Source organism: Streptomyces sp. Je 1-4 4N24 (genome assembly GCF_026239515.1).
Lineage (GTDB): Bacteria > Actinomycetota > Actinomycetes > Streptomycetales > Streptomycetaceae > Streptomyces > Streptomyces nigrescens.
In genome coordinates this window covers 6,920,159-6,943,224 of record NZ_CP110836.1, presented here as the reverse complement: position 1 = coordinate 6,943,224, position 23,066 = coordinate 6,920,159, and the positions used below count along the sequence as shown (strand labels likewise).

The following is a 23,066-nucleotide window of genomic DNA, read 5'->3' as shown; positions in this document are numbered from 1 at the left end:
GGTCGCCGGACCGGCCCCTGGGCGTGGGTGACACCGCCCGGCCCGGCCCCGCTGGGGCTTCAGCCCGACTGGCGCGAGCGTGCCTTGAACGCGGCCTTGCGGGCCTCCTTGGCGGCCTTCTTGTCCGGGTGCAGCCGGCCCATGGCCTCCAGGACGTCGGCGGTGGCCGGGTGGTCCACCCGCCAGGCGGTGTCGAAGAATCCGCTGTGCTGCTCGGTCAGGCCCCGCACCAGGTCACGCAGCTCGGTCGTGGCCTCCTCGTCGGCGCTGTCCAGCTGCGCCGCGATGGTGTCCACCGTCAGCCAGAAGATCATCTCCTGGGACGGCTCGGGGATGCCGGGCAGCGCGCGCTCGGCGAGCCAGACCCGGGCCAGGCCGCCGAGCTGCCGGTCGTCGAGCACCTCGCGCAGCGCGGCCTCGGCGTCCGGCGAGACCAGCGAGAGGGTCTGCTGGGCGGCGAGCCGGCGGCGCGGGGCACGCTCGTCGTCGCCGCGGGCGGCCGCGAGCAGGTCCCGGGCGGCGTCGAGGGGCGTACGGGCGGTGAGCCAGAGCTCGGACTCGGCCTGGGCGAGCGCCTCGGGGTAGTCGGGCAGCGCGTCCAGGAGGGCATCGGCGCCCTTGTCGGTGAGGTCACCGACCGCGGGGGCGTGCACGCCCGCGTCCAGCATCCGGGCGCGGACGGCGTAGACACCGAGCGGGGTGAGGCGGACCAGGCCGTAGCGGGAGACGTCCTCGTCGGTCAGCGGCTCGGCGGCGGAGGTTCCCCCCGGCCCCTGGGGGAGGACCGTCTCGCCGTCCTCGTCGAGCTCCTCGATGAGCGCCTCGTCGACGGGCTGGTAGGCGACCAGACCGATCGGCTCCAGCACCCGGAACTGGTCGTCCAGGCGCATCATCGCCTCGGAGACCTCTTCGAGGACATCGTCCGTGGGCTCGTCCATATCGTCCGGGACGATCATGGAGGCGGCCAGCGCGGGCAGCGGAACCTCCTGGTCAGGGCGCTCGTTCAGGGCCGTCAGCAGATAGAGATTGCCGAGGATGCCGTCCAGCAGCTCGGCCTCCTCCTCCGGGTTCCAGTCGAGCGCGTCCAGGTCCAGTTCGCCGCCCTCGGTGAGCTGGTCGGCGAGGTCGGCGAGGTCGGGTGCGGCCGCGTCGGCGAGCACGGTCTCCATGCCGCCGAGCCAGATGTCGAGGATGTCCTGCGGGCTGCCGGAGGTGAGCAGGCCGAGCTCCTCGCCGGGGGTGGCGATACCGGCCGCGGCGTCGTCGGGGAGGTCGGCGCCGTCCTCGCTCTCCTCGGTCTCCGTGATCTCCACGAGCCCGGTGTCCACCGCGAGCTGCCAGGCCTCGGCGGTGTAGGCGGGACCGTCCTCGTCGCCGGTCAGGCCGAGGTGCTCGGTGGCGGCGGCCAGCGGCTCCTCCAGGATCTGGCCGCCGACGCCGACCGGGACGCCGCGCTCGGCCCAGCGGGCGAGTTTCGCGGCGCGGGCCATCAGGGGCGCGCTCAGCGCGTCCCGGGCCAGTTCCGCTTCGGAGTGCAGCCGCACCGGCGGCAGGGTGGGGCGGTCTGCGGACATCGGCTGCTCAGCTCCTCGGACGGACTGCGGCTGGGGGTACCTCCCAGCGGTAGCTGGGAGTGCGCCGCCCAAGCGTAGACGGAATTCTCCGTATCTCGGACGGTTCACCCCCGGGCCCCCTCCCGGTTACCCGGAGAAGCTTGACAACTCCCTTACGTGCACAAGAGATTGACGCAGATCGACGCGCGTAGCGCGCGCCGGTCCCGCACCGTACCCACGGTGTCCCAGCCACCCCCCATACCTCTCGGAGGCATGCATGCCGTCCCGTCGCTCGCTCCGCAGACCGGCCGCCGTCAGCGCGGTGGTCTGCGCCGCCCTGGCCGGCGGACTGCTGACCGCCACGCAGTCGGCCTCCGCGGCCGGCGCCCGGATCCACGACATCCAGGGCAGCACCCGAATATCCCCGCTGGCCGGACAGCAGGTCAGCGAGGTGCCCGGTACGGTCACCGCGATCCGCTCGTTCGGCTCGGCGCGCGGCTTCTGGGTGCAGGACCCGCACCCGGACAAGAACCCGGCCACCAGCGAGGCGGTCTTCGTCTTCACCGGCAAGGAGACGCCGAAGGTCGCGGTCGGCGACGCGATCACCTTCTCCGGCACGGTCAGCGAGTACTACCCCGGCGGCAAGGACGCCGGTCTGCAGTCGGTCACCGAGATCACCGACGCGACCTGGAAGACCGGCTCCGCGGACGCCCCGCTGCCGGCCGCCTTCAAGCTCAACGCGGCCTCGGTGCCGAACCGTTACGCCCCCGACGCGGACGGCAAGAGCATCGAGCCGCTGAAGCTGCGCCCCGCCTCGTACGCCCTGGACCGGTACGAGTCGCTGGAGGGCATGCGCGTCGCGGTGTCGAACGCGCCGGTCGTCGGGGCGACCAGCACCCACCACGAGCTGTGGGTGACCGCCGAGCCGAAGCGCCACCGCACGGCCCGCGGCGGCACGCTCTACGGCTCGTACACGGACCCCAACGGCGGCCGGGTCAAGGTGGCGTCCCTGATCCCCTTCGCGCAGCAGCCGTTCCCGGTGGCCGATGTCGGCGACGAGCTGACCGGCTCCACCGCCGGACCGCTGGACTACGACAGCTTCGGCGGCTACTCGCTGCAGGCCACCGAGCTGGGCAAGCCGACCGACCACGGCCCGGAGCCGGAGAAGACCCGCAAGCAGAAGTCCGACGAGCTGGCGGTGGCCACCTACAACGTCGAGAACCTCTCCCCCAGCACCCCGCAGGCCAAGTTCGACCGGCTGGCGAAGGGACTGGTGGACCACCTCGCCACGCCGGACGTGGTCGCGCTGGAGGAGGTCCAGGACGACAACGGCGCCACCGACAACGGCGTGGTCACCGCCGGGGCGACCCTCAAGAAGCTCACCGACGCCGTCAAGGCGGCCGGCGGCCCGGCGTACGAGTGGCGGCAGATCGACCCGGTCAACGGCCAGGACGGCGGCCAGCCCGGCGGCAACATCCGGGTGGCGTTCCTGTTCAACCCCGAGCGGGTCTCGTTCACGGACATCAAGGGCGGCGACGCCACCACCCCGGTGAAGGTGGTCGGCGACCACGGCAAGGCCACCCTGTCCGCGTCGCCGGGCCGGATCGCGCCGGCCGATCCGGCGTGGAAGGCCAGCCGCAAGCCCCTTGTCGGCCAGTTCTCGCTCAAGAGCCGCCCGGGGAGCCGGGTGTTCGTGATCGCCAACCACTTCAACTCCAAGGGCGGCGACCAGGGCCTGGACAGCCGTTTCCAGCCACCGGCCCGGAGCTCGGAGACCCAGCGCACCGCACAGGCCGGGCTGGTCAACCAGTTCGTCAAGGAGCTGCTGGCCAAGGACCCGAAGGCCGGTGTGGTGGTGGCCGGTGACCTCAACGACTACCAGTTCTCGCCGGCCCTGAAGCAGCTCACCGCCGGCGGTGTGCTCACCGACCAGGTCGGCCGGCTCCCGCGGGCCGAGCGCTACGGCTATGTCTTCAACGGCAATTCGCAGGTGCTGGACCACATGCTCACCAGCCGCCCGCTGGCCCGGGCCGACTACGACATCGTGCACCTCAACGCCGAGTACGCCGACCAGGCCAGCGACCACGATCCGCAGGTCCTGCGGATCCGGCCGTAGCACCGCGGGACGTCACTTCGTGTGACTCCCCCGTCACCCGACCGGCCCACGTCCGGGGGCCAACTGCCGCGGGGGGTGCGGTACTGGGCAGGTAAGAAGCATTCGGCGAGACATAGGGAGTCATCATGCCGAAGTCCCAGAACCGTAAGTCGGGCAACAAGGACCGTGCCGCCGAGCGGCGCACCGACCAGCGGAAGCCGAAGTCGTCGGAGGAGTCCGCCGCCGAGCGGACCCAGGACCTGAAGCGTTCGCGGAATGGCCTGACTGGCGCGTGATGGGCCTGTGATGCCCGAGCGGCCGTCGCACCGAAGGGTGCGGCGGCCGCTTCACGTTTCCGGTCCTACTGGCGTAGCGCTGCTTAATAAATCACCCAAGCACAACTAAGTGGACGTGAAATATGAGGCGCCCTCACACTTCTGACATGAACGCAATGACCACCCTCTGCGCCCCCGCAGCGCCCTTCGGGCGTCTCGCGGCTGCCATGATCACCCCGTTCACCGCCGACGGCTCGCTCGACACGGACGGCGCGCAGCGGCTCGCCACCCACCTCGTCGACGACGGCGGCTGCGACGCACTGGTGCTGAGCGGCACCACCGGGGAGTCCCCGACCACCTCGGACGCCGAGAAGGAGACCCTGCTGCGGGCCGTGGCCGAGGCCGTCGGCAACCGGGCGCGCATCGTCGCGGGGGTCGGCACCAGCGACACCCGGCACACCGTCTCGTTGGCCCGCGGTGCCGAACGGGCGGGCGCACACGGCCTGTTGGTGGTCACGCCGTACTACTCGCGGCCCACCCAGGAGGCCGTCAGCCACCATCTGCGGACGGTCGCGGACGCCACCGGACTGCCGGTGATGCTCTACGACATCCCGGGCCGCACCGGCACCGCGCTGACCGCCAGGACCTTGCTGCGGCTCGCCGCCCACCCGCGGATCGCGGCGGTCAAGGACTGCGCCTACGACCCGCTGAAGTCCGCGAAGGTGCTGGCCGCGACGGACCTGGCCTACTACGCGGGCTGCGACGAACAGATCCTGCCGCTACGGGCGCTCGGCGGCAGCGGCTGCGTCAGCACCGCCGCCAATGCCGCACCCCGGGCGGTACGCGCCCTCCTGGACGCCTACGACGCCGGCGACACGGCCGGAGCGGCCCGCCGGCAGCTCGCCCTGGTCCCGCTCATCGAGGCGGTGACCGGCGGGGAGAACCCCGGCACGGTCACCGTGAAGGCGCTGCTCAACCACCTGGGGCTGCCGGCGGGGCCGGTGCGCGGTCCGCTGCTGGCGGCGGACGCCGAGCTCACCAGCCGGCTGGCGGACGCGCTGCAGACGACCCTGGACCGGACTGCGGACGCGGCGACGGCGGTGCCTGCGGCGGTCCCTGGTTAGGCGGGAAGGACGCGGGCGGCGGCCCGTAGGCGCCCGGCGCACCCGGCTGCCCGTACGGAGCCGCGGCGCCTCCCTGCCCGGCGGCCTGCTCCGGTGCCGACGGCTCCTGCTCGTCCGGCACCAGGTCCCGGACGAGCAGCGTCGCACCGGCGACCGCGCCCGGCATCAGCACCACCGCGATGAACGGGATCAGGAACAGCAGCACGATGGGGGTGCCGAAGCCGACCGCGAGCGCCTTGCGGCCGCGCAGCAGCCGGAGCCGCTCGCGCACCGGGATGTCCCGGCGCTGCATGGCCACCGAGGTCAGCTCGACGGCGAGGAAGAAGCCGGAGACACAGAAGCCGATGGCGGGGATCACGGTCTGCCCGATGAACGGCACGAACCCGAGGACGAACAGCAGGACCCCGAAGCCGGCGGCCCGCAGCAGCACATGGACGCTGTCCCGCAGCGCGATCCAGATCTCCTGCCACACCGGCCGGTCCGGGGACGGCGGACAGTTCCCCTCGGACTCCTCGACCTTCTCCGAGAGCGACTCGTAGAAGGGGTCGCCGATCAGCAGGGTGACCGCGGTGAATGTCAGCACCATCAGCATGAGCCCGCCGGCGAACAGCAGCCCCACGAACACCCCGCGCAGCAGCCCCTGCCAGGGCGAGCCCCAGTCGTCGGCGAACGGCGTCGCCCAGGCCGCGATGTCCCCGGACCAGAGGGCGAGCACGGTGAGCACCGCGACGTACAGCACCAGGGCGATCAGGGCCGGAATCAGCCCGAATCCCCACCACCGGCCGTGCTGGGCGACCCAGCGCTGCCCCTTGCCCAGATACCGCATCCCCGCTACAAGATCACGCATGGGCGCAAGCCTATCGGCGTCCGGCCGGCCCCGGGACCCGGGTGGCGACATCAACGGCCCGGCGGGATGCCCGCCGGGCCGTGGTGCGACCGTGTCCGCTCAGTTGTGGCTGTGCAGAACCTCGTTGAGACCGCCCCAGTCCGCCTTGTTCGGGCGGGCCTCGACGGTGCCGGTGGTGGAGTTGCGGCGGAAGAGGATGTTGTCCGCGCCGGAGAGCTCCAGGGCCTTGACGATCTGGCCGTCGGGCAGCGTGACCCGGGTGCCGGCCGTGACGTACAGACCGGCCTCGACGACGCACTCGTTGCCCAGCGCGATACCGATACCCGACTCGGCGCCGAGCAGGCAGCGCTCACCGATCGAGATGATCTGCTTGCCACCGCCGGACAGGGTGCCCATGGTGGAGGCGCCGCCGCCGATGTCGGAGCCGTCGCCGATGACCACACCCGCGCTGATCCGGCCCTCGACCATGGAGGTGCCCAGCGTCCCGGCGTTGAAGTTGACGAAGCCCTCGTGCATGACGGTGGTGCCGGCCGCGAGGTGCGCGCCCAGGCGCACCCGGTCGGCGTCCGCGATCCGCACCCCGGCGGGCGCGACATAGTCCGTCATCCGCGGGAACTTGTCGATGCCGGTGACCATCAGGTGCAGCCCCTCGGCGCGGGCGTTCAGCCGCACCGTCTCCACCTGGTCGACGGCCACCGGGCCCAGCGAGGTCCAGGCGACGTTGGCCAGCAGGCCGAAGACGCCCTCCAGGTTCTGCCCGTGCGGCTTGACCAGCCGGTGGCTGAGCAGGTGGAGGCGCAGATACGCGTCATGGGCGTCCAGCGGCTTGTCGTCGAGGGAGGCGATGACCGTCCGGACGGCGACGACCTCGACCTCGCGGACCGGGTCGGGACCGATCGCCTTGAGCACGGCGGCGCCCAGCAGTTCGGTGGCGCGCTCGTCGTCGAGGCGCTCGGTGCCGGCGGGGCCGAGGTCGGCGGTCGCCGCGGCCAGCTCGGGCGACGGGAACCAGGTGTCGAGAACGGTGCCGTCGGAGGTGACGGTGGCGAGCCCGGCGGCGACGGCGCCGGTCGTACGGGAGGTAGCAGCTTCGGTCATGTTCGAAACCTAACCGGAGGGCGCCCGCCGAGGCGAACCGGTCTCAGCGATCGGGCCGGGTCACGGGGGCGCACCACCCCGCCCGCAGGGCCTGGAAGACGGCCCGCCGCCGGGCGGCTCAGGCCAGCACCCCGGCCAGCCCGGCCCGCACCGCCTCGGGGTCGAAGGGCTGCCCGGTCAGCAGATGCTGCAACACCAGCCCGTCGGTGAGGGCCACCACCGTCCGCGCCGTGCGCAGATCGCCGATCCGCTGTCCGAGCAGCCGCACCATCTCGTCCAGGCATTCGGCGGCGATCGGCCGCACCGCCTCGTGCCGCAGCGCCGCCAGATACAGCTCGTACTCCAGCTCCATCCGTCTGCGGTCACCGGTCAGCGTGTCCTCGACCAGCCTCGCGACCTCCTCGGCGAGCGGTGCCGCCGGGTCGATGCCGTCGACCCAGCGCGCGAAGTCGTCCAGGCACACGACGTTGGACTGCCGCAGCGCGGCGACCAGCAGCTCGTCCAGGGTCGCGAAGTGGTAGGTGGTCGAGCCGAGCGGAACGTCCGCCGCGGCGGCCACGGACCGGTGGCTGAGCCCGGCGATGCCGCGCTCGCCGACCACGGTGATCGCCGCGTCGATGATCCGCTGCCGCCGGTCCGGGTCGTAGCGCCGGGCCATCAGTGCGCCCCGTCCAGGTTCAGCACCACGACGCCGGCGATGACCAGCAGCACGCCGAGGACCTTCAGCGCGGTGGCGCTCTCTCCCAGGAACACCATCCCGATCGCGGCGATCACCGCCGTCCCGGCGCCGGACCAGATGGCGTACGCGGTCCCGACGCTCATCGACTTGAGCGTCTGGGCGAGCAGCGCGAAGGCGAGCAGATAGCCCAGCGCCGTCCCCACCGACGGCCACAGCCTGCTGAAGCCGTCGGTGTACTTCATGGCGGTGGTCGCGAGCACCTCGGAGAGGATCGCGGCAGCGAGTGTCAGATAGGGCATGCGTACGAGCGTACACAACGTTGCGTACGGACGTACACAGCGCTTTCCGGCCACGCTTGGCGGACCGGCCGCACGCGCCCCGGGACAGCGAAACGGCCGTGCCCGCCGCATTCTGCGGGGGCACGGCCGTATCGGCTCGATCCTTGGGTGCCGGCGTCTCAGACGTTGAAGCCCAGCGCGCGGAGCTGCTCGCGGCCGTCGTCGGTGATCTTGTCCGGGCCCCACGGGGGCATCCAGACCCAGTTGATCTTCAGCTCGTTGACGATGCCGTCCGTGGCGGACTTCGCCTGGTCCTCGATGACGTCGGTCAGCGGACAGGCCGCCGAGGTCAGCGTCATGTCGATGGTGGCGATATTGGCGTCGTCGATGTGAACGCCGTAGATCAGCCCCAGGTTGACGACATCGATGCCCAGCTCGGGGTCCACGACGTCGTACAGCGCCTCGCGGACCTCCTCCTCGGAGGCAGGCTTCGTGGTGGTCGGAGTGTCGGTCATGCGGTCTTCGCCTCCTCGGAGAGGGCCTTGGCCGTGGCGTCCTTCCAGGCCATCCAACTGAGCAGCGCGCACTTCACACGCGCCGGGTACTTGGAGACACCGGCGAACGCCACCGCGTCCTCCAGGATCTCCTCCATCGCGTCATCCGGCTCCACCTGGCCCTTGGACTGCATCAGCTCCAGGAACGTCTCCTGGATCTTCTGTGCGTCGCCGAGCTGCTTGCCCACCAGGAGCTCGTTGAGCACCGACGCGCTGGCCTGGCTGATGGAGCAGCCCTGGCCCTCGTAGGAGACATCCTCAATCGTCGCGCCGTCGAGCCGCACGCGCAGCGTGATCTCGTCACCGCACGTGGGGTTGACATGGTGCACCTCGGCGTCGCCGTCCCGAAGACCGCGCCCATGGGGGTGCTTGTAGTGGTCCAGGATGACGTCCTGGTACATGGAATCCAGCTTCACGGCTCAGTCAGTCCTCGTCCTCATCCGCTGTGCTTGGTTATCCGAAAAAGTTGCGGACGTGCTCCAGGCCCTCGACCAAGGCGTCGACCTCGGCGGGCGTGGAGTACAGATAGAACGACGCTCGCGTGGTCGCCGGAATTCCGAAGCGCAGGCAGACCGGCCGGGCGCAGTGGTGACCCACCCGGACCGCGATGCCCTGCTCGTCCAGCACCTGGCCTACGTCGTGGGGATGGATGTCGCCGAGCGTGAAGGAGAGCGTCGCCCCGCGGTCCTCGGCCGTGCTCGGGCCGATGATGCGCAGGTCGGGGACCTCCAGCAGCCGCTTGACGGCGTACTCGGTGATCGTGTGCTCATGCGCGGCGATGTTGTCCATGCCGATCGAGGTGAGGTAGTCCACGGCCGCGCCGAGGCCGACGGCCTGGGCGATCGGGGGCGTACCGGCCTCGAACTTGTGCGGGGCGGGCGCATAGGTCGAGGAGTGCATCGAGACGGTCTCGATCATCTCGCCGCCACCGAGGAACGGCGGGAGGTCCTCCAGCAGCTCCTGGCGGCCCCAGAGGACGCCGATACCGGTCGGGCCGCACATCTTGTGGCCGGTGAAGGCCACGAAGTCGGCCTGCAGCGCCTGCACGTCCAGCACCATGTGCGGGGCGGCCTGCGAGGCGTCGATGCAGACCAGCGCGCCGACCTCCTGGGCGCGGCGGATGATCGTCTCGACCGGGTTGATCGTGCCCATGATGTTGGAGACCAGCGTGAAGGAGACGATCTTCGTCTTCTCGGTGATGATCTCGTCGATGTTGGACAGGTCGAGGCGGCCGTCATCGGTGATGCCGAACCACTTCAGCTTCGCGCCGGTGCGCTGTGAGAGCAGCTGCCACGGGACGATGTTGGAGTGGTGCTCCATCTCCGTGATGACGATCTCGGTCTCACGGTCCACGCGGTAGGGCTCATCGGCCCAGCCGAGCATGTTGGCCACGAGGTTGAGCGACTCGGAGGCGTTCTTGGTGAAGATCACCTCGTCGCGGCTCGGGGCGTTGATGAAGGCGGCCACCTTGTCGCGGGCGCCTTCGTACAGCGCCGTGGCCTCCTCGGCGAGCACATGCACGCCGCGGTGGACGTTGGCGTTGTGGCGTTCGTAGTAGGCGTTCAGGGCGTCGAGGACCTGACGCGGCTTCTGCGAGGTCGCCGCGTTGTCCAGGTACACGACCCTCTTCCCGTCGTGGACCTGGCGGTCCAGAAGGGGGAAGTCCTTACGGATCGCCTCTGTGTCGAGGAGGCCCGGCAGCTGTGTCACGCGGTTGCGCCACCCTTCGTGTATGCCTCGTAGCCCTCGGCCTCCAGCTTGTCCGCAAGCTCGGCACCGCCGGACTCGGCGATCCGGCCGTTGGCGAACACATGCACCTGGTCGGGCTTGATGTAGCGCAGGATGCGCGTGTAGTGGGTGATCAGCAGGGTGCCGACCTCGCCGGTCTCGCGGACGCGGTTGACGCCCTCGGAGACGGTGCGCAGCGCGTCGACGTCCAGGCCGGAGTCGGTCTCGTCGAGGATCGCGATGGCCGGCTTGAGCAGCTCCAGCTGGAGGATCTCGTGGCGCTTCTTCTCACCGCCGGAGAAGCCCTCGTTGACGTTGCGCTCGGCGAAGGCGGGGTCCATCTGGAGGCGCTCCATGGCCTCCTTGACCTCCTTGACCCACAGCCGCAGCTTGGGGGCCTCACCGCGGATCGCGGTCGCGGAGGTCCGCAGGAAGTTGGAGACCGAGACGCCGGGGACCTCGACCGGGTACTGCATGGCGAGGAAGACGCCGGCCCGTGCGCGCTCGTCGACGGACATCTCCAGGACGTCCTCGCCGTCGAGGGTGACGGTGCCGCCGGTGATCGTGTACTTGGGGTGACCCGCGAGGGAGTAGGCGAGGGTGGACTTGCCGGAGCCGTTGGGGCCCATGATGGCGTGCGTCTCGCCCTGCTTCACGGTCAGGTCGACGCCCTTCAGGATCTCGCGCGGGCCGTTCTCGGCCTCGACGGAGACGTGCAGGTCGTGGATCTCAAGCGTTGCCATGGGGAACTCAGGACTCCTGGGTGACGGAGACGAGCACGTCGTCCCCTTCGATCTTTACGGGGTATACGGGGACGGGGCGCGTCGCGGGAAGGCCGTTCGGCTTGCCGGTGCGCAGGTCGAAGCTCGAACCGTGCAGCCAGCACTCGATCGAGCAGTCCTCGACCTCGCCTTCCGAGAGCGAGACATTCGCATGCGAGCAGATGTCGTTGATCGCGAAGACTTCTCCCTCGGTGCGGACCAGGGAGACGGGCGTGCCGTCGAGTTCCACCCGCTTGGGGGTGTCCTCCTCCAGCTCGCTGAGCGCCGCTGCGCGTACGTACGTCATGCCGCGGACGCTTCCAGCTCGGCCTCGATCTTGCTCATCAGACGCTCTTCGACGTCCGGGAGACCGATCTGCTGAACCAGCTCGGCGAAGAAGCCGCGGACGACCAGTCGGCGGGCCTCGTCGGCCGGGATACCGCGGGCCATCAGGTAGAACAGCTGCTCGTCGTCGAAGCGGCCGGTCGCCGAGGCGTGGCCGGCGCCGACGATCTCGCCGGTCTCGATCTCCAGGTTGGGCACCGAGTCGACCCGCGCGCCGTCGGTGAGGACGAGGTTGCGGTTGAGCTCGTAGGTGTCCGTGCCGGTGGCCGCCGCCTGGATGAGGACATCGCCGATCCAGACCGCGTGGGCGTCCTGGCCCTGCAGCGCGCCCTTGTAGACGACGTTCGAGCGGCAGTTGGTCGCCTCGTGGTCGACGAAGAGACGGTGCTCCTGGTGCTGGCCCTGCTCGGTGAAGTACAGACCGTAGAGCTCGGCCTCGCCGCCGGGGCCCGCGTAGGTGACGCGGGGGTGCAGCCGGACGAGGTCGCCGCCGAAGGTGACCACCACGGACTTGAAGGTGGCGTCCCGGCCGACGAGGGCGTTGTGCTGCCCGACGTGGACGGCGTGGTCGTCCCAGTCCTGGACGGAGACGACGGTCAGCTTGGCGCCGTCACCGAGGAGGTAGTCGACATTGGCGGCGAGCACCGCGTCACCGGTGTGGTCGATGACGACGACCGCCTCGGCGAACGCGCCGAGCTCGATGACCTGGTGGCCGAAGGCGGTGCCGCCCTCGCCGTGCACGGTGATCCGGATGGGCTCGGCGAGCACGGTCTCCTTGGGGACCGAGACCACCGAGGCCTTCTCGAACGAGCTGTACGCCTGGGCGGCGACCCGGTCCACGGGCTTGCCGGCCTTGCCGACCCGCGGGTCGGTGCGGTCGACCAGCTCGTGGGTGACGCCCTCGGGAGCGGTGATGTCGATCTTCAGGTCCGGGCCGCCGGCCGCGGCACTGCCGTCGTGCAGGCCCTTCAGGCGCGCGAGGGGCGTGAAGCGCCACTCCTCCTCGCGGCCGTGCGGCACCGGGAAGTCCGCCACGTCGTAGGACGGCGGGGCGCTCATCCGGGTGGCGACGGTGGACTCCGCGGCCACCGCAAGGGAGCCGGTGGTCGTGGAACCCGCCGGGATGTTCTGAGCCTCAGCCATGGCTGTCGTCTAGCTCGCTTTCTTGAAGAGGACGCTGCCTCGTGAATCCGTTGCTGCCTGGGGGCCGGGTGTCAGCCGACCGCGCCTTCCATCTGCAGCTCGATCAGCCGGTTCAGCTCCAGCGCGTACTCCATCGGCAGCTCACGGGCGATCGGCTCGACGAAGCCGCGCACGATCATCGCCATGGCCTCGAACTCCGTCAGGCCGCGGGCCATCAGGTAGAAGAGCTGGTCCTCGCTGACCTTGGAGACGGTCGCCTCGTGGCCCATCGACACGTCGTCCTCGCGGACGTCGACGTAGGGGTAGGTGTCCGAACGGGAGATGGTGTCCACCAGCAGGGCGTCACACAGCACGTTGGACTTGGAGCCCGCGGCGCCCTCGCCGATCTCGACCAGACCGCGGTAGGAGGTCCGGCCGCCGCCTCGCGCCACCGACTTGGAGACGATGTTGGAGGAGGTGTTCGGCGCCATGTGGACCATCTTGGAGCCGGCGTCCTGGTGCTGGCCCTCGCCCGCGAAGGCGATGGACAGGGTCTCGCCCTTGGCGTGCTCGCCCATGAGGTAGACCGCCGGGTACTTCATGGTCACCTTGGAGCCGAGGTTGCCGTCGACCCACTCCATGGTCGCGCCCTCGTAGGCGACGGCGCGCTTGGTGACCAGGTTGTAGACGTTGTTCGACCAGTTCTGGATGGTCGTGTAGCGGCAGCGGCCGCCCTTCTTCACGATGATCTCGACCACCGCGGAGTGCAGCGAGTCCGACTTGTAGATCGGCGCCGTGCAGCCCTCGACGTAGTGGACGTAGGCGTCCTCGTCGACGATGATCAGCGTCCGCTCGAACTGGCCCATGTTCTCGGTGTTGATCCGGAAGTAGGCCTGCAGCGGGATGTCGACGTGGACACCCTTGGGCACGTAGATGAACGAGCCGCCGGACCACACCGCGCTGTTCAGCGACGCGAACTTGTTGTCGCCGACCGGGATGACCGTGCCGAAGTACTCCTGGAAGAGCTCCGGGTGCTCCTTGAGCGCGGTGTCGGTGTCCAGGAAGATGACGCCCTGCTCCTCCAGGTCCTCACGGATCTGGTGGTAGACGACCTCGGACTCGTACTGCGCGGCGACACCGGCGACCAGGCGCTGCTTCTCCGCCTCGGGGATGCCGAGCTTGTCGTAGGTGTTCTTGATGTCCTCGGGCAGGTCCTCCCAGGAGGCGGCCTGCTGCTCGGTGGAGCGGACGAAGTACTTGATGTTGTCGAAGTCGATGCCCGACAGGTCCGAGCCCCAGTTCGGCATGGGCTTCTTGTCGAACAGCTTCAGACCCTTGAGGCGGAGCTTGAGCATCCACTCCGGCTCGTTCTTCTTCGCCGAGATGTCGCGGACGACGGCCTCGGAAAGGCCGCGCTTGGCGGAAGCGCCGGCCACGTCGGAGTCGGCCCAGCCGTATTCGTACTTGCCCAGACCCTCGAGCTCAGGGTGAGCAGTCTCCGTAGGGAGCGTCATGCGGGGTTCCTCCCGGCCGTGCTTGCAGATGCTGTGGTGGTCTTGGTGGTGCGTGCGGTGCTGTGAGCGGCCTTGCCGGCACCGGCCTTCGGGACGAAGGTCGTGCACACCCCGTCGCCATGGGCGATGGTGGCAAGACGCTGTACATGGGTCCCGAGCAATCGGGAGAAGACCTCGGTCTCCGCCTCACACAGCTGCGGGTACTGCTCGGCGACATGCGCGACCGGGCAGTGGTGCTGGCAGAGCTGTTCACCGAGCTGGGGATTGGGGGCGCTGCGCGCCGTAGCAGCGTACCCGTCCGCGGTCAACGCCTTCGCAAGGGCCTCGGTACGGGCCTCCGGCTCGGCGGCCTCGACCGCCTCGCGGTAGCCCTCGGCCTGCGCGGCGAGGCGCGCACGGGCGAACGCGGCGACGGCCGCCTCGCCCTGCTCGCCGCCGCCCGCGCTCTGCGCGATCCAGCGCAGCGCGTCGGTGGCGAGCTGGTCGTAGGCCTGGTCGAAGGCGTCCCGTCCGCAGTCGGTGAGGGCGAAGGCCCTGGCCGGGCGGCCACGGCCACGGGTGCCGTAGACGCGCTTCTCGCGGGGCTCGACGACGCCCTCCGCGGCCAGCGCGTCCAGATGCCGCCGGACGGCCGCCTGGGTCAGCTCCAGGCGAAGGGCGAGCTCGGCCGCGGTGGACGGACCGTGGTCGAGGATGGAGCGGGCGACCCTGTTGCGGGTGCCCTGCTGTTCGTCGTGCGGCGCCGCGGCGTGCGGGGCGGGCCCGCGCCGCTCGGTCTGCTCGGGCGCGGAGGCGGCCGGCCCTTCGGTCTGCTCGACCGCGGGCCCTTCCTGTTCCTCGCTCGCGTATTTCACAACGCCATTGTTGCGTAATTCGTCAAAGCGATACAAGCCTCGTCCGGATCACGGATGGGTGGCCTCTATCACTTAGGGTTACCTAAATCAAGTACCTGCCGGGGCGGCGGAAGCGGTGCCGACCTGCGAAGGTCCGCCCCGGCCCGGCAACGGCGCACCACGGCTCACGGGCGTGGAAACCCGTGCGGTCACACACCGCCAGACCGGGGAACGGGCGCCGGTGAGGGCCCACGCCCCCATTGGAGGCCGGCCTGCCACTCTCCGTAGACTGCCCGGCATGCCCAGCACCTCCCCGGGGGGCGCCCCCCGGCCCCCCGGCCGAGAGCCTGCCGTCGAGATCACCGGCCTGGTCAAGCGATACGGGACCAAGACCGCCGTGGACGGGCTCGATCTGACCGTCGCCCGCGGCGCGGTGACCGCCGTGCTCGGCCCGAACGGCGCCGGCAAGACCACCACCGTCGAGACCTGCGAGGGCTACCGCCGCCCGGACGCCGGCCGGGTGCGGGTCCTGGGCCTGGACCCGGTCGCCGACGCCGCGGCACTGCGGCCGCGGATCGGCGTGATGCTGCAGTCCGGCGGCGTCTACGCGGGCGCCAAGGCGGAGGAGATGCTGCGGCACACCGCCACCCTGCACGCCCACCCCCTCGACGTCGGCACGCTCATCGACCGGCTCGGCCTCGGCAGCTGCGGCCGGACCCCCTACCGGCGGCTGTCCGGCGGCCAGCAACAACGGCTGGCGCTGGCGATGGCCGTGGTCGGCCGCCCCGAGCTGGTCTTCCTGGACGAGCCGACGGCCGGACTCGACCCGCAGGCCCGCCACGCCACCTGGGACCTCGTACGGGAACTACGCGCCGACGGCGTCAGCACCGTACTGACCACGCACTTCATGGACGAGGCCGAGCAGCTCGCCGACGATGTCGCGATCATCGACGGCGGCCGGGTGATCGCCCAGGGCAGCCCGGACGAGCTGTGCCGCGGCGGCGCGGAGAACAGCCTGCGCTTCACCGGCCGCCCCGGACTCGACCTCGCCTCGCTCCTCAAGGCGCTGCCCGCGGACAGCGCCGCCGCGGAGCCCGCCTCCGGCGTCTACCGCGTCCACGGCAAGGTCAACCCGCAGCTGCTGGCCACCGTCGCCTCCTGGTGCGCCCAGAACGGCGTGATGCCCGACGCGATAGCCGTCGAGCGGCACACCCTGGAGGACGTCTTTTTGGAGCTCACGGGCAAGGAGCTGCGCGCATGACCACCACCGAGGCCGGCGGCGTCACCGGCACGTTCAGCCCGCGGCCCGGTGCGGCTCCGCTGCCCCGGATGATCCGCGCGCAGGCGGCCCTGGAGACCAGGATGCTGCTGCGCAACGGTGAGCAGCTACTGCTGACCGTGATCATCCCGACGCTGCTGCTGGTGCTGTTCTCCGCCGTCGACATCATCGCGGTGCCCACCGGCACGGCCGGCGGCGCGGGCCGGTCCGTCGACTTCCTCGCGCCCGGTGTCCTGGCGCTCGCCGTGCTGTCGACCGCCTTCACCGGCCAGGCCATCGCGACCGGCTTCGAGCGGCGCTACGGCGTGCTCAAGCGGCTGGCCGTCTCGCCGCTGCCGCGCTGGGGGCTGATGACCGCCAAGACCTGTGCGGTACTGGTCACCGAGGTCCTGCAGATCGCGCTGCTGACCGCGGTCGCGCTCGCGCTGGGCTGGTCCCCGCAGGGCAGTCCGCTCACGGTGGCTCTGCTGCTCCTCCTGGGCACCGCCGCCTTCTCCGGTCTGGGCCTGCTGATGGCCGGCACGCTCAAGGCGGAGGCCACCCTCGCGGCGGCCAACCTGGTGTTCCTGCTGCTGCTGGTCGGCGGCGGCGTGATCGTCCCGCTGGACAAGTTCCCGGAGGCCGCCCAGGGCGTGCTCGGGCTGCTGCCGATCACGGCACTGTCCGACGGGCTGCGCGAGGTGCTCCAGCACGGCGCCGGCGTCCCGTGGCCTGACCTCGGCATCCTCGCGGTGTGGGCGGCGCTGGGGCTGGGGGCCGCGGCGCGGTTCTTCCGCTGGGAGTGAGCGGCCGAGGCGGCTCGGACGGTTGGTTCCGTCGCGAACGCACCCCTCGTGAAAGTTTGCACAAGGGGCCGCCTACGATGGCTCCCGTGCCGAACACGCTGAATCCCCTTGAGCTGATCGCCCGCCGCTGGCAGCCGTCCGCGGCCTTCGTACGACGGGCCGCGCTGGCCACCGTCGTGATGGCCGTGATCATCGTCGTCACGGGTGGCGCGGTCCGGCTCTCGCAGTCCGGGCTGGGCTGCTCGACCTGGCCCAAGTGCACGCCGGACAGCCTGACTCCGACCGCCGCGATGGGCATCAACGGCCTCATCGAGTTCGGCAACCGCATGCTGACGTATGTGCTGTGCGTGGTCGTCGGGCTGTTCATCATCGCCGCCCGCGCCCGTCACCCCCGGCGCCGCTCGCTCACCCGGCTCGGCTGGGTGCAGTTCTGGCTCGTCATGAGCAATGCCGTCGTCGGCGGTATCACGGTCCTGACCGGCCTGAACCCGTACATCGTCAGCTCGCACTTCCTTGCGGCCACGGCGCTTCTCACGGTCGCCGTGCTGAGCTGGAAGCGGGCGGGCGAGGGCGACGAGGAGCCGCGCGACCTGGTCGCCCGTCCGGCGCGGCAGCTGGCCTGGCTGCTGGTGGCCGCGACCGGCGCGCTCACGGTCATCGGCACGGTCGTCACCGGCACGGGCCCGCACGCGGGCGACGCCAAGAAGGTCCACCGCATCCCGCTGGACTGGCAGGAGATCACCCAGCTCCACGTCGACTTCGTCTACATCGTCGTCGGCCTGTCCGTCGCCCTGTGGTTCACCCTGCGCGCCGTCAAGGCACCGGCCGCCCCGCGCCGGATGCTCCTGGGGCTGTTCGCCTGTATCGCCGCGCAGGGCGTCATCGGCTACGTCCAGTACTTCACGGGCCTGCCCGAGATCGTCATCGGGCTCCACATGCTGGGCTCGGCCCTGGTGTGGATCTGGGTGCTGCGGGTCTGTCTTTCCCTGCGCGACCGCGGTCCGCTTCTGGAGGAGGACCCCGGCGAGCCCGCCCCCTCCGGCGAGCACGAGGCACCGGAGCCTCAGGCGGCCCCCGCGCTCAGCCGGTAGACCCGCCGCGCCGTCCCGAACCCGATCGTCTCGGTGATCCGCCGCCCGTCCCCGGGCCCGCACAGGCCCTCGTCGGTCCACTCCCGTACGAGGCGCGCCATGGCCCGCAGGAAACACCGGGCGCCGGTCACATAGAGCTCGGGCAGCCCCCGGGCGCCCGAGGAGAACAGCAGCTTGCCGAACGGTGCCTGGCCCAGCGTCTCCTCGGGACAGGGCCCGGCATCCGCGTACACATGGGCGTGCACCGCGGCGAGCTGCGCCGCCCGCCGGTGGTGCGGCGCCTCCGGCAGCAGGACGAGATCCGAGCCGATGCCGGTAGTAGCGCGCAGGAAGGCCGCCAGCGGCTGCGGATCGGGGCAGTGCAGCTGCACCGGCAGACCGGTCGCCACCGCGCTCCACAGCAGATGCCGTACGAGCGCGGGCTCCCCGAGCCGTTCCCCGGGCCGGCGGCCGCGCAGCCAGCGGTCCGCGGCCCGCCGCACCTCACCGGCCTCCGGGGCGTGCCCCTCGCAGTAGGTGGCGCCGGAGGCGAAGGCGGTGGCGTGCTGGGCCGCGGCGTAGAGGGCCTCGGCGGTGTAGCCGATGAAGGAATCGACGCTGCCGGAGGTGTCGGCGACCTGCTCGGCGAGCGGTTCGAGCCGTACGACCTCGTGGGTGCGGCCCGCGGCGGCGGTGGCGAGTTCGGTGGCCGAGGTCAGATTGCTGGGGGTCCCGGCCTCCAGCAGGAAGGTGCCGATTCCGGAGCCGCGCAGCAGCATGCGTCCGGCCCGGAAGGCGCCGACCTCGCGTCTGCGGGCCAGGTAGCGGGCGGGCGGGCAGTGCGGTTCCAGGCCGAGCAGCGGGGGGCACCAGCGGCGTATCGCGAGGCCGGTGAAGCTGTCGAAGTAGCTGGTGCCTGCGGGGGCCGGGCCGTAGGCGCCGGCCGCGGCGGCGAGGTGGGTCTCGAAGGAGCCGAGGCCGAGCTCGTCGTGCACCGCGCCGAGGCTGTACTGGTCGATGAGCGGTGGAAGTCCGTCCATCCGCTTCCCCTCGCCGAGTGCCCGCCGGACGCGGCCGGAGCGCCGCGCCTGGTGGGCTTAACGGACGAGGTAGTGGTGAGGTAGCGGGCTCCGCTTCCGGCGTACGCTCCGGCGCACGGCGCCCGGGTGCCGCCCGTCAGGCGTTGGCCGGGCCGCCGACCTGGATGCCCGCCATCCGGGACCACTCGTAGCGGCCGGTGCGGACCCTGGCGGCGAGGTCACCGTCGAAGTCGTCCTGGAGGGTGAGGCCGGCCGCGGCGGCGGCGTCCTTGGCGGAGCCGAAGGAGTCCGCGACGAGGTTGCCCCACTCGCCGTTGGCCCCGACGAGGGCGATCCGGATGCGGCCGCGGCCGATGTGCGCGAGCTGGCCCTCGGCGCTGCCGCCGTGGGTGTCGGCAAAGGCGCGGATCTGCTTGGTGAGCTTGGCCGTGCGCCGGCCGGCCCGCTTGTCGGCCGCCGTGCCGGCCGCCGCCTCCACCTGCTCTTCCGCCTGCTGGGTGTCTGCCATGGACAGCATGCTACCCGCGAGTACGGCCAATTGTGAGGGTGATCCCCCACACCTCTCAGCGCAGGAAGGGGTCCACCGCGACGGCGACGAACAGCAGCGACACATAGGTGATGGACCAGTGGAACAGCCGCATCTCCTTGAGCTTGGCGCCCGTGATGCCGGCCTTCGCGCGGGCCTGGAGGCCGTGCGCCTCCTTGAGCCAGAAGGCTCCGCAGACGAGCGCGACCGCGGTGTAGAACCAGCCGGTGTAGCCCAGCGGCTGCAGCAGCAGCGACACCGCCACCATCACCCAGCTGTAGGCGACGATCTGCCGGGCGACCACCTTGTTGCCCGCGACGGCCGGCAGCATCGGCACACCGACCCGCTCGTAGTCGTCCTTGACCTTCATCGACAGCGGCCAGTAATGCGGCGGCGTCCAGAAGAAGATGACCAGGAAGAGGATGAACGAGGCCCAGGAGACGGAGTTCGTCACCGACGACCAGCCGATGAAGACCGGCATGCAGCCGGCGATACCGCCCCAGACGATGTTCTGCGAGGTGCGCCGCTTGAGGATCATCGTGTAGACGACGACATAGAAAAGCAGCGCAGCGAGTGACAGCATCGCCGACAGCGGGTTGACGAGGTACCAGAACCAGGCGGTGGAGCCGACCGCGAGGACGGTCGCGAAGACCAGGCATTCACGGGGGCTCACCATGCCGGTGATCAGCGGACGCTGGGACGTGCGGTCCATCAGCGCGTCGATGTCGCGGTCGAGGTACATGTTGAAGGCCGCGGCGCCGCCGGCGGAGAGGTAGCCGCCGATGCAGGTCGCCAGGACCAGCCACAGATCGGGCACTCCCTTGGCGGCCAGGAACATCACCGGCACGGTGGTCATCAGCAGCAGCTCGATGACCCGTGGCTTGGTCAGTGCCACGAACCCTTTGACGCGGGCCCCGAACGGCCGCTCACCGGGATTCCCGGGGACCTGAGCAAGCCCCGCAGGACGGGATTCGACGGCCGTCACGCACACCCCTGGAAGTAACGTCAGCGGCCTCTGCCGCGGAAGAGAAAAGGCATGCAAGCCCGTCCGGCGGTGAAGACGCGGTGTAGGGCTTGCGCGTACCACGCCACTTTAGACGTTGGCCATACAGCGATCTTCGCGGGGGTGGGGTCGTGTTGGGCGGCGGGCGGCGGTGCGGCGGCGGCACCTCTCCCCGGGTGCCCGCCCGGCGTTCAGGAGGCGAACCGGACCACCGCCCGGCAGTCTGGTCGTAGGGCCCGCACATCTGGGACCGGAATGCCAGAAGTCCTGATTTGGTTGCCCGAAGCGACGGGCCGCCGCGACAGCAGCACACCGACTGAGCGCCGAAAACACCGACTGAGCGTCGAAAAGACGCACGCACTGGCGGGGGTAGGCTCGACACCGCCTGGCGGACATACCGTCCGCGGCATTCGACATGTGGAGAGGAGCCCTGACTCAGGGTGAGCACCAAGCCGACCACCACAGATCTCGAGTGGACCGAACTGGATCAGCGGGCAGTGGATACCGTCCGTGTCCTGGCCATGGATTCCGTGCAGAAGGTCGGTAACGGCCATCCCGGTACGGCCATGAGCCTGGCGCCGGCCGCCTACCTGCTCTTCCAGAAGCTGATGCGGCACGACCCGGCGGACGCGAACTGGACCGGCCGCGACCGGTTCGTCCTCTCCGCGGGCCACTCCAGCCTGACCCTCTACATCCAGCTCTACCTCGCCGGTTACGGCCTGGAGCTGGACGACCTGAAGGCGTTCCGCACCTGGGGCTCGAAGACCCCGGGCCACCCCGAGTACGGCCACACCACTGGCGTGGAGACCACCACGGGTCCGCTGGGCCAGGGTGTCGCCAACGCGGTCGGCATGGCGATGGCGTCGCGCTACGAGCGCGGCCTGTTCGACCCCGAGGCGGCCCAGGGCACCTCGCCCTTCGACCACACCATCTTCTGCATCGCCGGTGACGGCTGCCTCCAGGAGGGCATCTCCGCCGAGGCGTCCTCCCTGGCGGGCCACCAGAAGCTCGGCAACCTCGTCCTGCTGTGGGACGACAACCACATCTCCATCGAGGGCGACACCGAGACCGCGGTCTCCGAGGACACCCTCAAGCGCTACGAGGCCTACGGCTGGCACGTCCAGCGCGTGGCGCAGCTGCCCAACGGCGACCTGGACCCGGCCGGCCTGGCCAGGGCCATCGAGGCCGCCAAGGCCGAGACCGAGCGCCCGTCGTTCATCGCGATGCGCTCGATCATCGCCTGGCCCGCCCCCAACGCCCAGAACACCGAGGCCGCGCACGGCTCGGCGCTGGGTGACGAGGAGGTCGCGGCCACCAAGCGCGTCCTGGGCTTCGACCCGGAGAAGTCCTTCGACGTCTCCGACGAGGTGCTCGCGCACACCCGCGCCGCCCTCGACCGCGGCCGCGACGCCAAGAAGGAGTGGGAGAAGTCCTTCGCCGACTGGCGCGCCGCCAACACGGAGCGTGCCGCGGAGTTCGACCGGATCGCGGCGGGCGAGCTGCCCGAGGGCTGGGAGGAGCACCTCCCCGCGTTCGAGACCGGCAAGGCCGTGGCCACCCGCGCCGCGTCCGGCAAGGTGCTGCACGCCCTCGGCGCGGTGATTCCGGAGCTGTGGGGCGGCTCGGCCGACCTCGCGGGCTCCAACAACACCACGATCGACAAGGCCTCCTCGTTCCTCCCGGCGGACAACCCGCTGCCGGGTGCCGACCCTTACGGCCGCACGATCCACTTCGGCATCCGCGAGCACTCCATGGCCGCGGAGATGAACGGCATCGCGCTGCACGGCAACACCCGCATCTACGGCGGCACCTTCCTGGTGTTCTCCGACTACATGCGCAACGCCGTCCGGCTGTCCGCGCTGATGCACCTGCCGGTGACGTACGTGTGGACGCACGACTCCATCGGTCTGGGCGAGGACGGCCCGACCCACCAGCCCATCGAGCACCTCGCCTCGCTGCGCGCCATCCCGGGCCTCAACATCGTGCGCCCGGCCGACGCCAACGAGACCGCGATCGCCTGGCGCGAGATCCTGCGGCGCTACACGAAGGAGTACGGCGTGGGGGCCCCGCACGGCCTCGCGCTGACCCGTCAGGGCGTGCCGACGTACCCCGCCAACGAGGCCACCGCCAAGGGTGGTTACGTCCTCTTCGACGCCACCGGCCCCGAGGGGCAGGACGCCGAGCCGCAGGTGGTGCTGATCGGTACCGGTTCCGAGGTGCAGCTCGCCGTCGAGGCGCGGGAGCAGCTGCAGGCCGAGGGCATTCCCACCCGCGTGGTGTCGATGCCGTCGGTCGAGTGGTTCGACCAGCAGGACCAGGCCTACCGCGACAGTGTGCTGCCCCCGTCCGTCCGGGCCCGGGTCGCCGTCGAAGCCGGCATCGGTCTGACCTGGCACCGTTTCGTCGGTGACGCCGGGCGCATCGTCTCCCTGGAGCACTTCGGTGCCTCGGCCGACGGCAAGGTCCTCTTCCGCGAGTTCGGCTTCACCGCCGACGCGGTGGCGGGCGCGGCCCGGGAATCGCTCGAAGCCGCCGCGCGCTGACGCCCGTACACGAC

The 23,066-nt window shown here is 70.8% G+C and carries 23 protein-coding genes; 7 read left to right on the top strand and 16 right to left on the bottom strand.

Translation table 11 applies throughout. The annotated features are described in order from the left end of the window. Positions 1-59 precede the first annotated feature (59 nt). On the bottom strand, positions 60-1,574 hold the full coding sequence (locus tag SLV14N_RS30250) for a hypothetical protein (RefSeq protein WP_263271819.1): 1,515 nt from the start codon (positions 1,572-1,574) through the stop codon (positions 60-62). Between the two features lie 256 nt (positions 1,575-1,830). Between SLV14N_RS30250 and SLV14N_RS30245 the strand changes: the two genes are divergently transcribed. From SLV14N_RS30245 to dapA, 3 genes are all read left to right on the top strand, one after another. Next, positions 1,831-3,669 (top strand): endonuclease/exonuclease/phosphatase family protein, encoded by a 1,839-nt coding sequence (locus SLV14N_RS30245; protein WP_263271818.1) that lies wholly within the window; start codon positions 1,831-1,833, stop codon positions 3,667-3,669. A gap of 125 nt (positions 3,670-3,794) precedes the next feature. Next, complete coding sequence (locus tag SLV14N_RS30240) at positions 3,795-3,944, top strand: hypothetical protein (RefSeq protein WP_018091848.1); 150 nt, start codon at positions 3,795-3,797, stop codon at positions 3,942-3,944. Between the two features lie 146 nt (positions 3,945-4,090). Beyond that, positions 4,091-5,047 carry a 4-hydroxy-tetrahydrodipicolinate synthase gene (gene dapA, locus SLV14N_RS30235; protein ID WP_263271817.1) on the top strand — a complete coding sequence of 319 codons (957 nt, stop codon included), beginning with the start codon at positions 4,091-4,093 and terminating at the stop codon, positions 5,045-5,047. Here the strand turns inward: dapA and SLV14N_RS30230 are convergent. The 12 genes from SLV14N_RS30230 to SLV14N_RS30175 form a co-directional block, all read right to left on the bottom strand. After that, positions 4,959-5,894: an EI24 domain-containing protein gene (locus tag SLV14N_RS30230; RefSeq protein ID WP_263271816.1), complete on the bottom strand. Its 936-nt coding sequence runs from the start codon at positions 5,892-5,894 to the stop codon at positions 4,959-4,961. The two genes, dapA and SLV14N_RS30230, sit on opposite strands and share 89 nt — an antisense overlap. A gap of 99 nt (positions 5,895-5,993) precedes the next feature. Beyond that, positions 5,994-6,992: a 2,3,4,5-tetrahydropyridine-2,6-dicarboxylate N-succinyltransferase gene (gene dapD, locus SLV14N_RS30225; RefSeq protein WP_263271815.1), complete on the bottom strand. Its 999-nt coding sequence runs from the start codon at positions 6,990-6,992 to the stop codon at positions 5,994-5,996. A gap of 118 nt (positions 6,993-7,110) precedes the next feature. Beyond that, complete coding sequence (locus SLV14N_RS30220; RefSeq protein WP_263271814.1) at positions 7,111-7,650, bottom strand: TetR/AcrR family transcriptional regulator; 540 nt, start codon at positions 7,648-7,650, stop codon at positions 7,111-7,113. Then, positions 7,650-7,970, bottom strand: coding sequence for a multidrug efflux SMR transporter (locus tag SLV14N_RS30215; protein WP_208685206.1), 321 nt, complete (start codon positions 7,968-7,970; stop codon positions 7,650-7,652). The genes SLV14N_RS30220 and SLV14N_RS30215 overlap by 1 nt, the downstream gene beginning before the upstream one ends. A gap of 158 nt (positions 7,971-8,128) precedes the next feature. Next, positions 8,129-8,464 (bottom strand): metal-sulfur cluster assembly factor, encoded by a 336-nt coding sequence (locus SLV14N_RS30210; RefSeq protein ID WP_208685204.1) that lies wholly within the window; start codon positions 8,462-8,464, stop codon positions 8,129-8,131. Then, entirely contained in the window at positions 8,461-8,919 is a 459-nt protein-coding gene (sufU, locus tag SLV14N_RS30205; RefSeq protein ID WP_127150283.1) for a Fe-S cluster assembly sulfur transfer protein SufU, read from the bottom strand. The genes SLV14N_RS30210 and sufU overlap by 4 nt, the downstream gene beginning before the upstream one ends. 37 nt (positions 8,920-8,956) lie before the next feature. Beyond that, the gene (locus SLV14N_RS30200; protein WP_263271813.1) at positions 8,957-10,213 is read right to left on the bottom strand and encodes a cysteine desulfurase; all 1,257 of its coding nucleotides are present in this window, start codon (positions 10,211-10,213) and stop codon (positions 8,957-8,959) included. Continuing rightward, positions 10,210-10,974: a Fe-S cluster assembly ATPase SufC gene (sufC, locus tag SLV14N_RS30195; protein WP_127150285.1), complete on the bottom strand. Its 765-nt coding sequence runs from the start codon at positions 10,972-10,974 to the stop codon at positions 10,210-10,212. Before sufC ends, SLV14N_RS30200 begins: the two co-directional genes overlap by 4 nt. A 7-nt stretch (positions 10,975-10,981) precedes the next feature. After that, the gene (locus SLV14N_RS30190; protein WP_018091858.1) at positions 10,982-11,299 is read right to left on the bottom strand and encodes a non-heme iron oxygenase ferredoxin subunit; all 318 of its coding nucleotides are present in this window, start codon (positions 11,297-11,299) and stop codon (positions 10,982-10,984) included. Then, complete coding sequence (sufD, locus tag SLV14N_RS30185; RefSeq protein WP_018091859.1) at positions 11,296-12,480, bottom strand: Fe-S cluster assembly protein SufD; 1,185 nt, start codon at positions 12,478-12,480, stop codon at positions 11,296-11,298. The genes SLV14N_RS30190 and sufD overlap by 4 nt, the downstream gene beginning before the upstream one ends. Positions 12,481-12,551: 71 nt before the next feature. Further along, positions 12,552-13,973 (bottom strand): Fe-S cluster assembly protein SufB, encoded by a 1,422-nt coding sequence (gene sufB / locus SLV14N_RS30180; RefSeq protein ID WP_018091860.1) that lies wholly within the window; start codon positions 13,971-13,973, stop codon positions 12,552-12,554. Further along, a complete protein-coding gene (locus tag SLV14N_RS30175) occupies positions 13,970-14,827 on the bottom strand; it encodes a metalloregulator ArsR/SmtB family transcription factor (RefSeq protein WP_208685202.1) in 858 nt (285 codons plus the stop codon). The genes sufB and SLV14N_RS30175 overlap by 4 nt, the downstream gene beginning before the upstream one ends. A gap of 277 nt (positions 14,828-15,104) precedes the next feature. Between SLV14N_RS30175 and SLV14N_RS30170 the strand changes: the two genes are divergently transcribed. The 3 genes from SLV14N_RS30170 (at position 15,105) to SLV14N_RS30160 (ending at position 17,961) form a co-directional block, all read left to right on the top strand. Continuing rightward, positions 15,105-16,067: an ABC transporter ATP-binding protein gene (locus tag SLV14N_RS30170; RefSeq protein ID WP_263271811.1), complete on the top strand. Its 963-nt coding sequence runs from the start codon at positions 15,105-15,107 to the stop codon at positions 16,065-16,067. Further along, entirely contained in the window at positions 16,064-16,870 is an 807-nt protein-coding gene (locus tag SLV14N_RS30165; protein WP_263271810.1) for an ABC transporter permease, read from the top strand. The genes SLV14N_RS30170 and SLV14N_RS30165 overlap by 4 nt, the downstream gene beginning before the upstream one ends. 86 nt (positions 16,871-16,956) lie before the next feature. Next, positions 16,957-17,961 (top strand): heme A synthase, encoded by a 1,005-nt coding sequence (locus SLV14N_RS30160; RefSeq protein WP_208685198.1) that lies wholly within the window; start codon positions 16,957-16,959, stop codon positions 17,959-17,961. On the opposite strand, the gene SLV14N_RS30155 is transcribed toward SLV14N_RS30160, so the two are convergent. The 3 genes from SLV14N_RS30155 to SLV14N_RS30145 all read right to left on the bottom strand — a co-directional run bounded on the left by SLV14N_RS30155 (position 17,934) and on the right by SLV14N_RS30145 (position 20,497). Then, a complete protein-coding gene (locus SLV14N_RS30155) occupies positions 17,934-18,980 on the bottom strand; it encodes an amidohydrolase (protein ID WP_263271809.1) in 1,047 nt (348 codons plus the stop codon). The two genes, SLV14N_RS30160 and SLV14N_RS30155, sit on opposite strands and share 28 nt — an antisense overlap. A 136-nt stretch (positions 18,981-19,116) precedes the next feature. Further along, positions 19,117-19,497 carry a hypothetical protein gene (locus SLV14N_RS30150; protein ID WP_208685194.1) on the bottom strand — a complete coding sequence of 127 codons (381 nt, stop codon included), beginning with the start codon at positions 19,495-19,497 and terminating at the stop codon, positions 19,117-19,119. A 46-nt stretch (positions 19,498-19,543) separates the two neighbouring features. Beyond that, positions 19,544-20,497, bottom strand: a complete 954-nt coding sequence (locus SLV14N_RS30145; protein ID WP_208685192.1) for a heme o synthase — start codon at positions 20,495-20,497, stop codon at positions 19,544-19,546. 452 nt (positions 20,498-20,949) lie between these two features. Here SLV14N_RS30145 and tkt point away from each other — a divergent pair, with 452 nt between their 5' ends. Then, a complete protein-coding gene (gene tkt, locus SLV14N_RS30140; protein ID WP_208685190.1) occupies positions 20,950-23,052 on the top strand; it encodes a transketolase in 2,103 nt (700 codons plus the stop codon). Positions 23,053-23,066 lie beyond the last annotated feature (14 nt).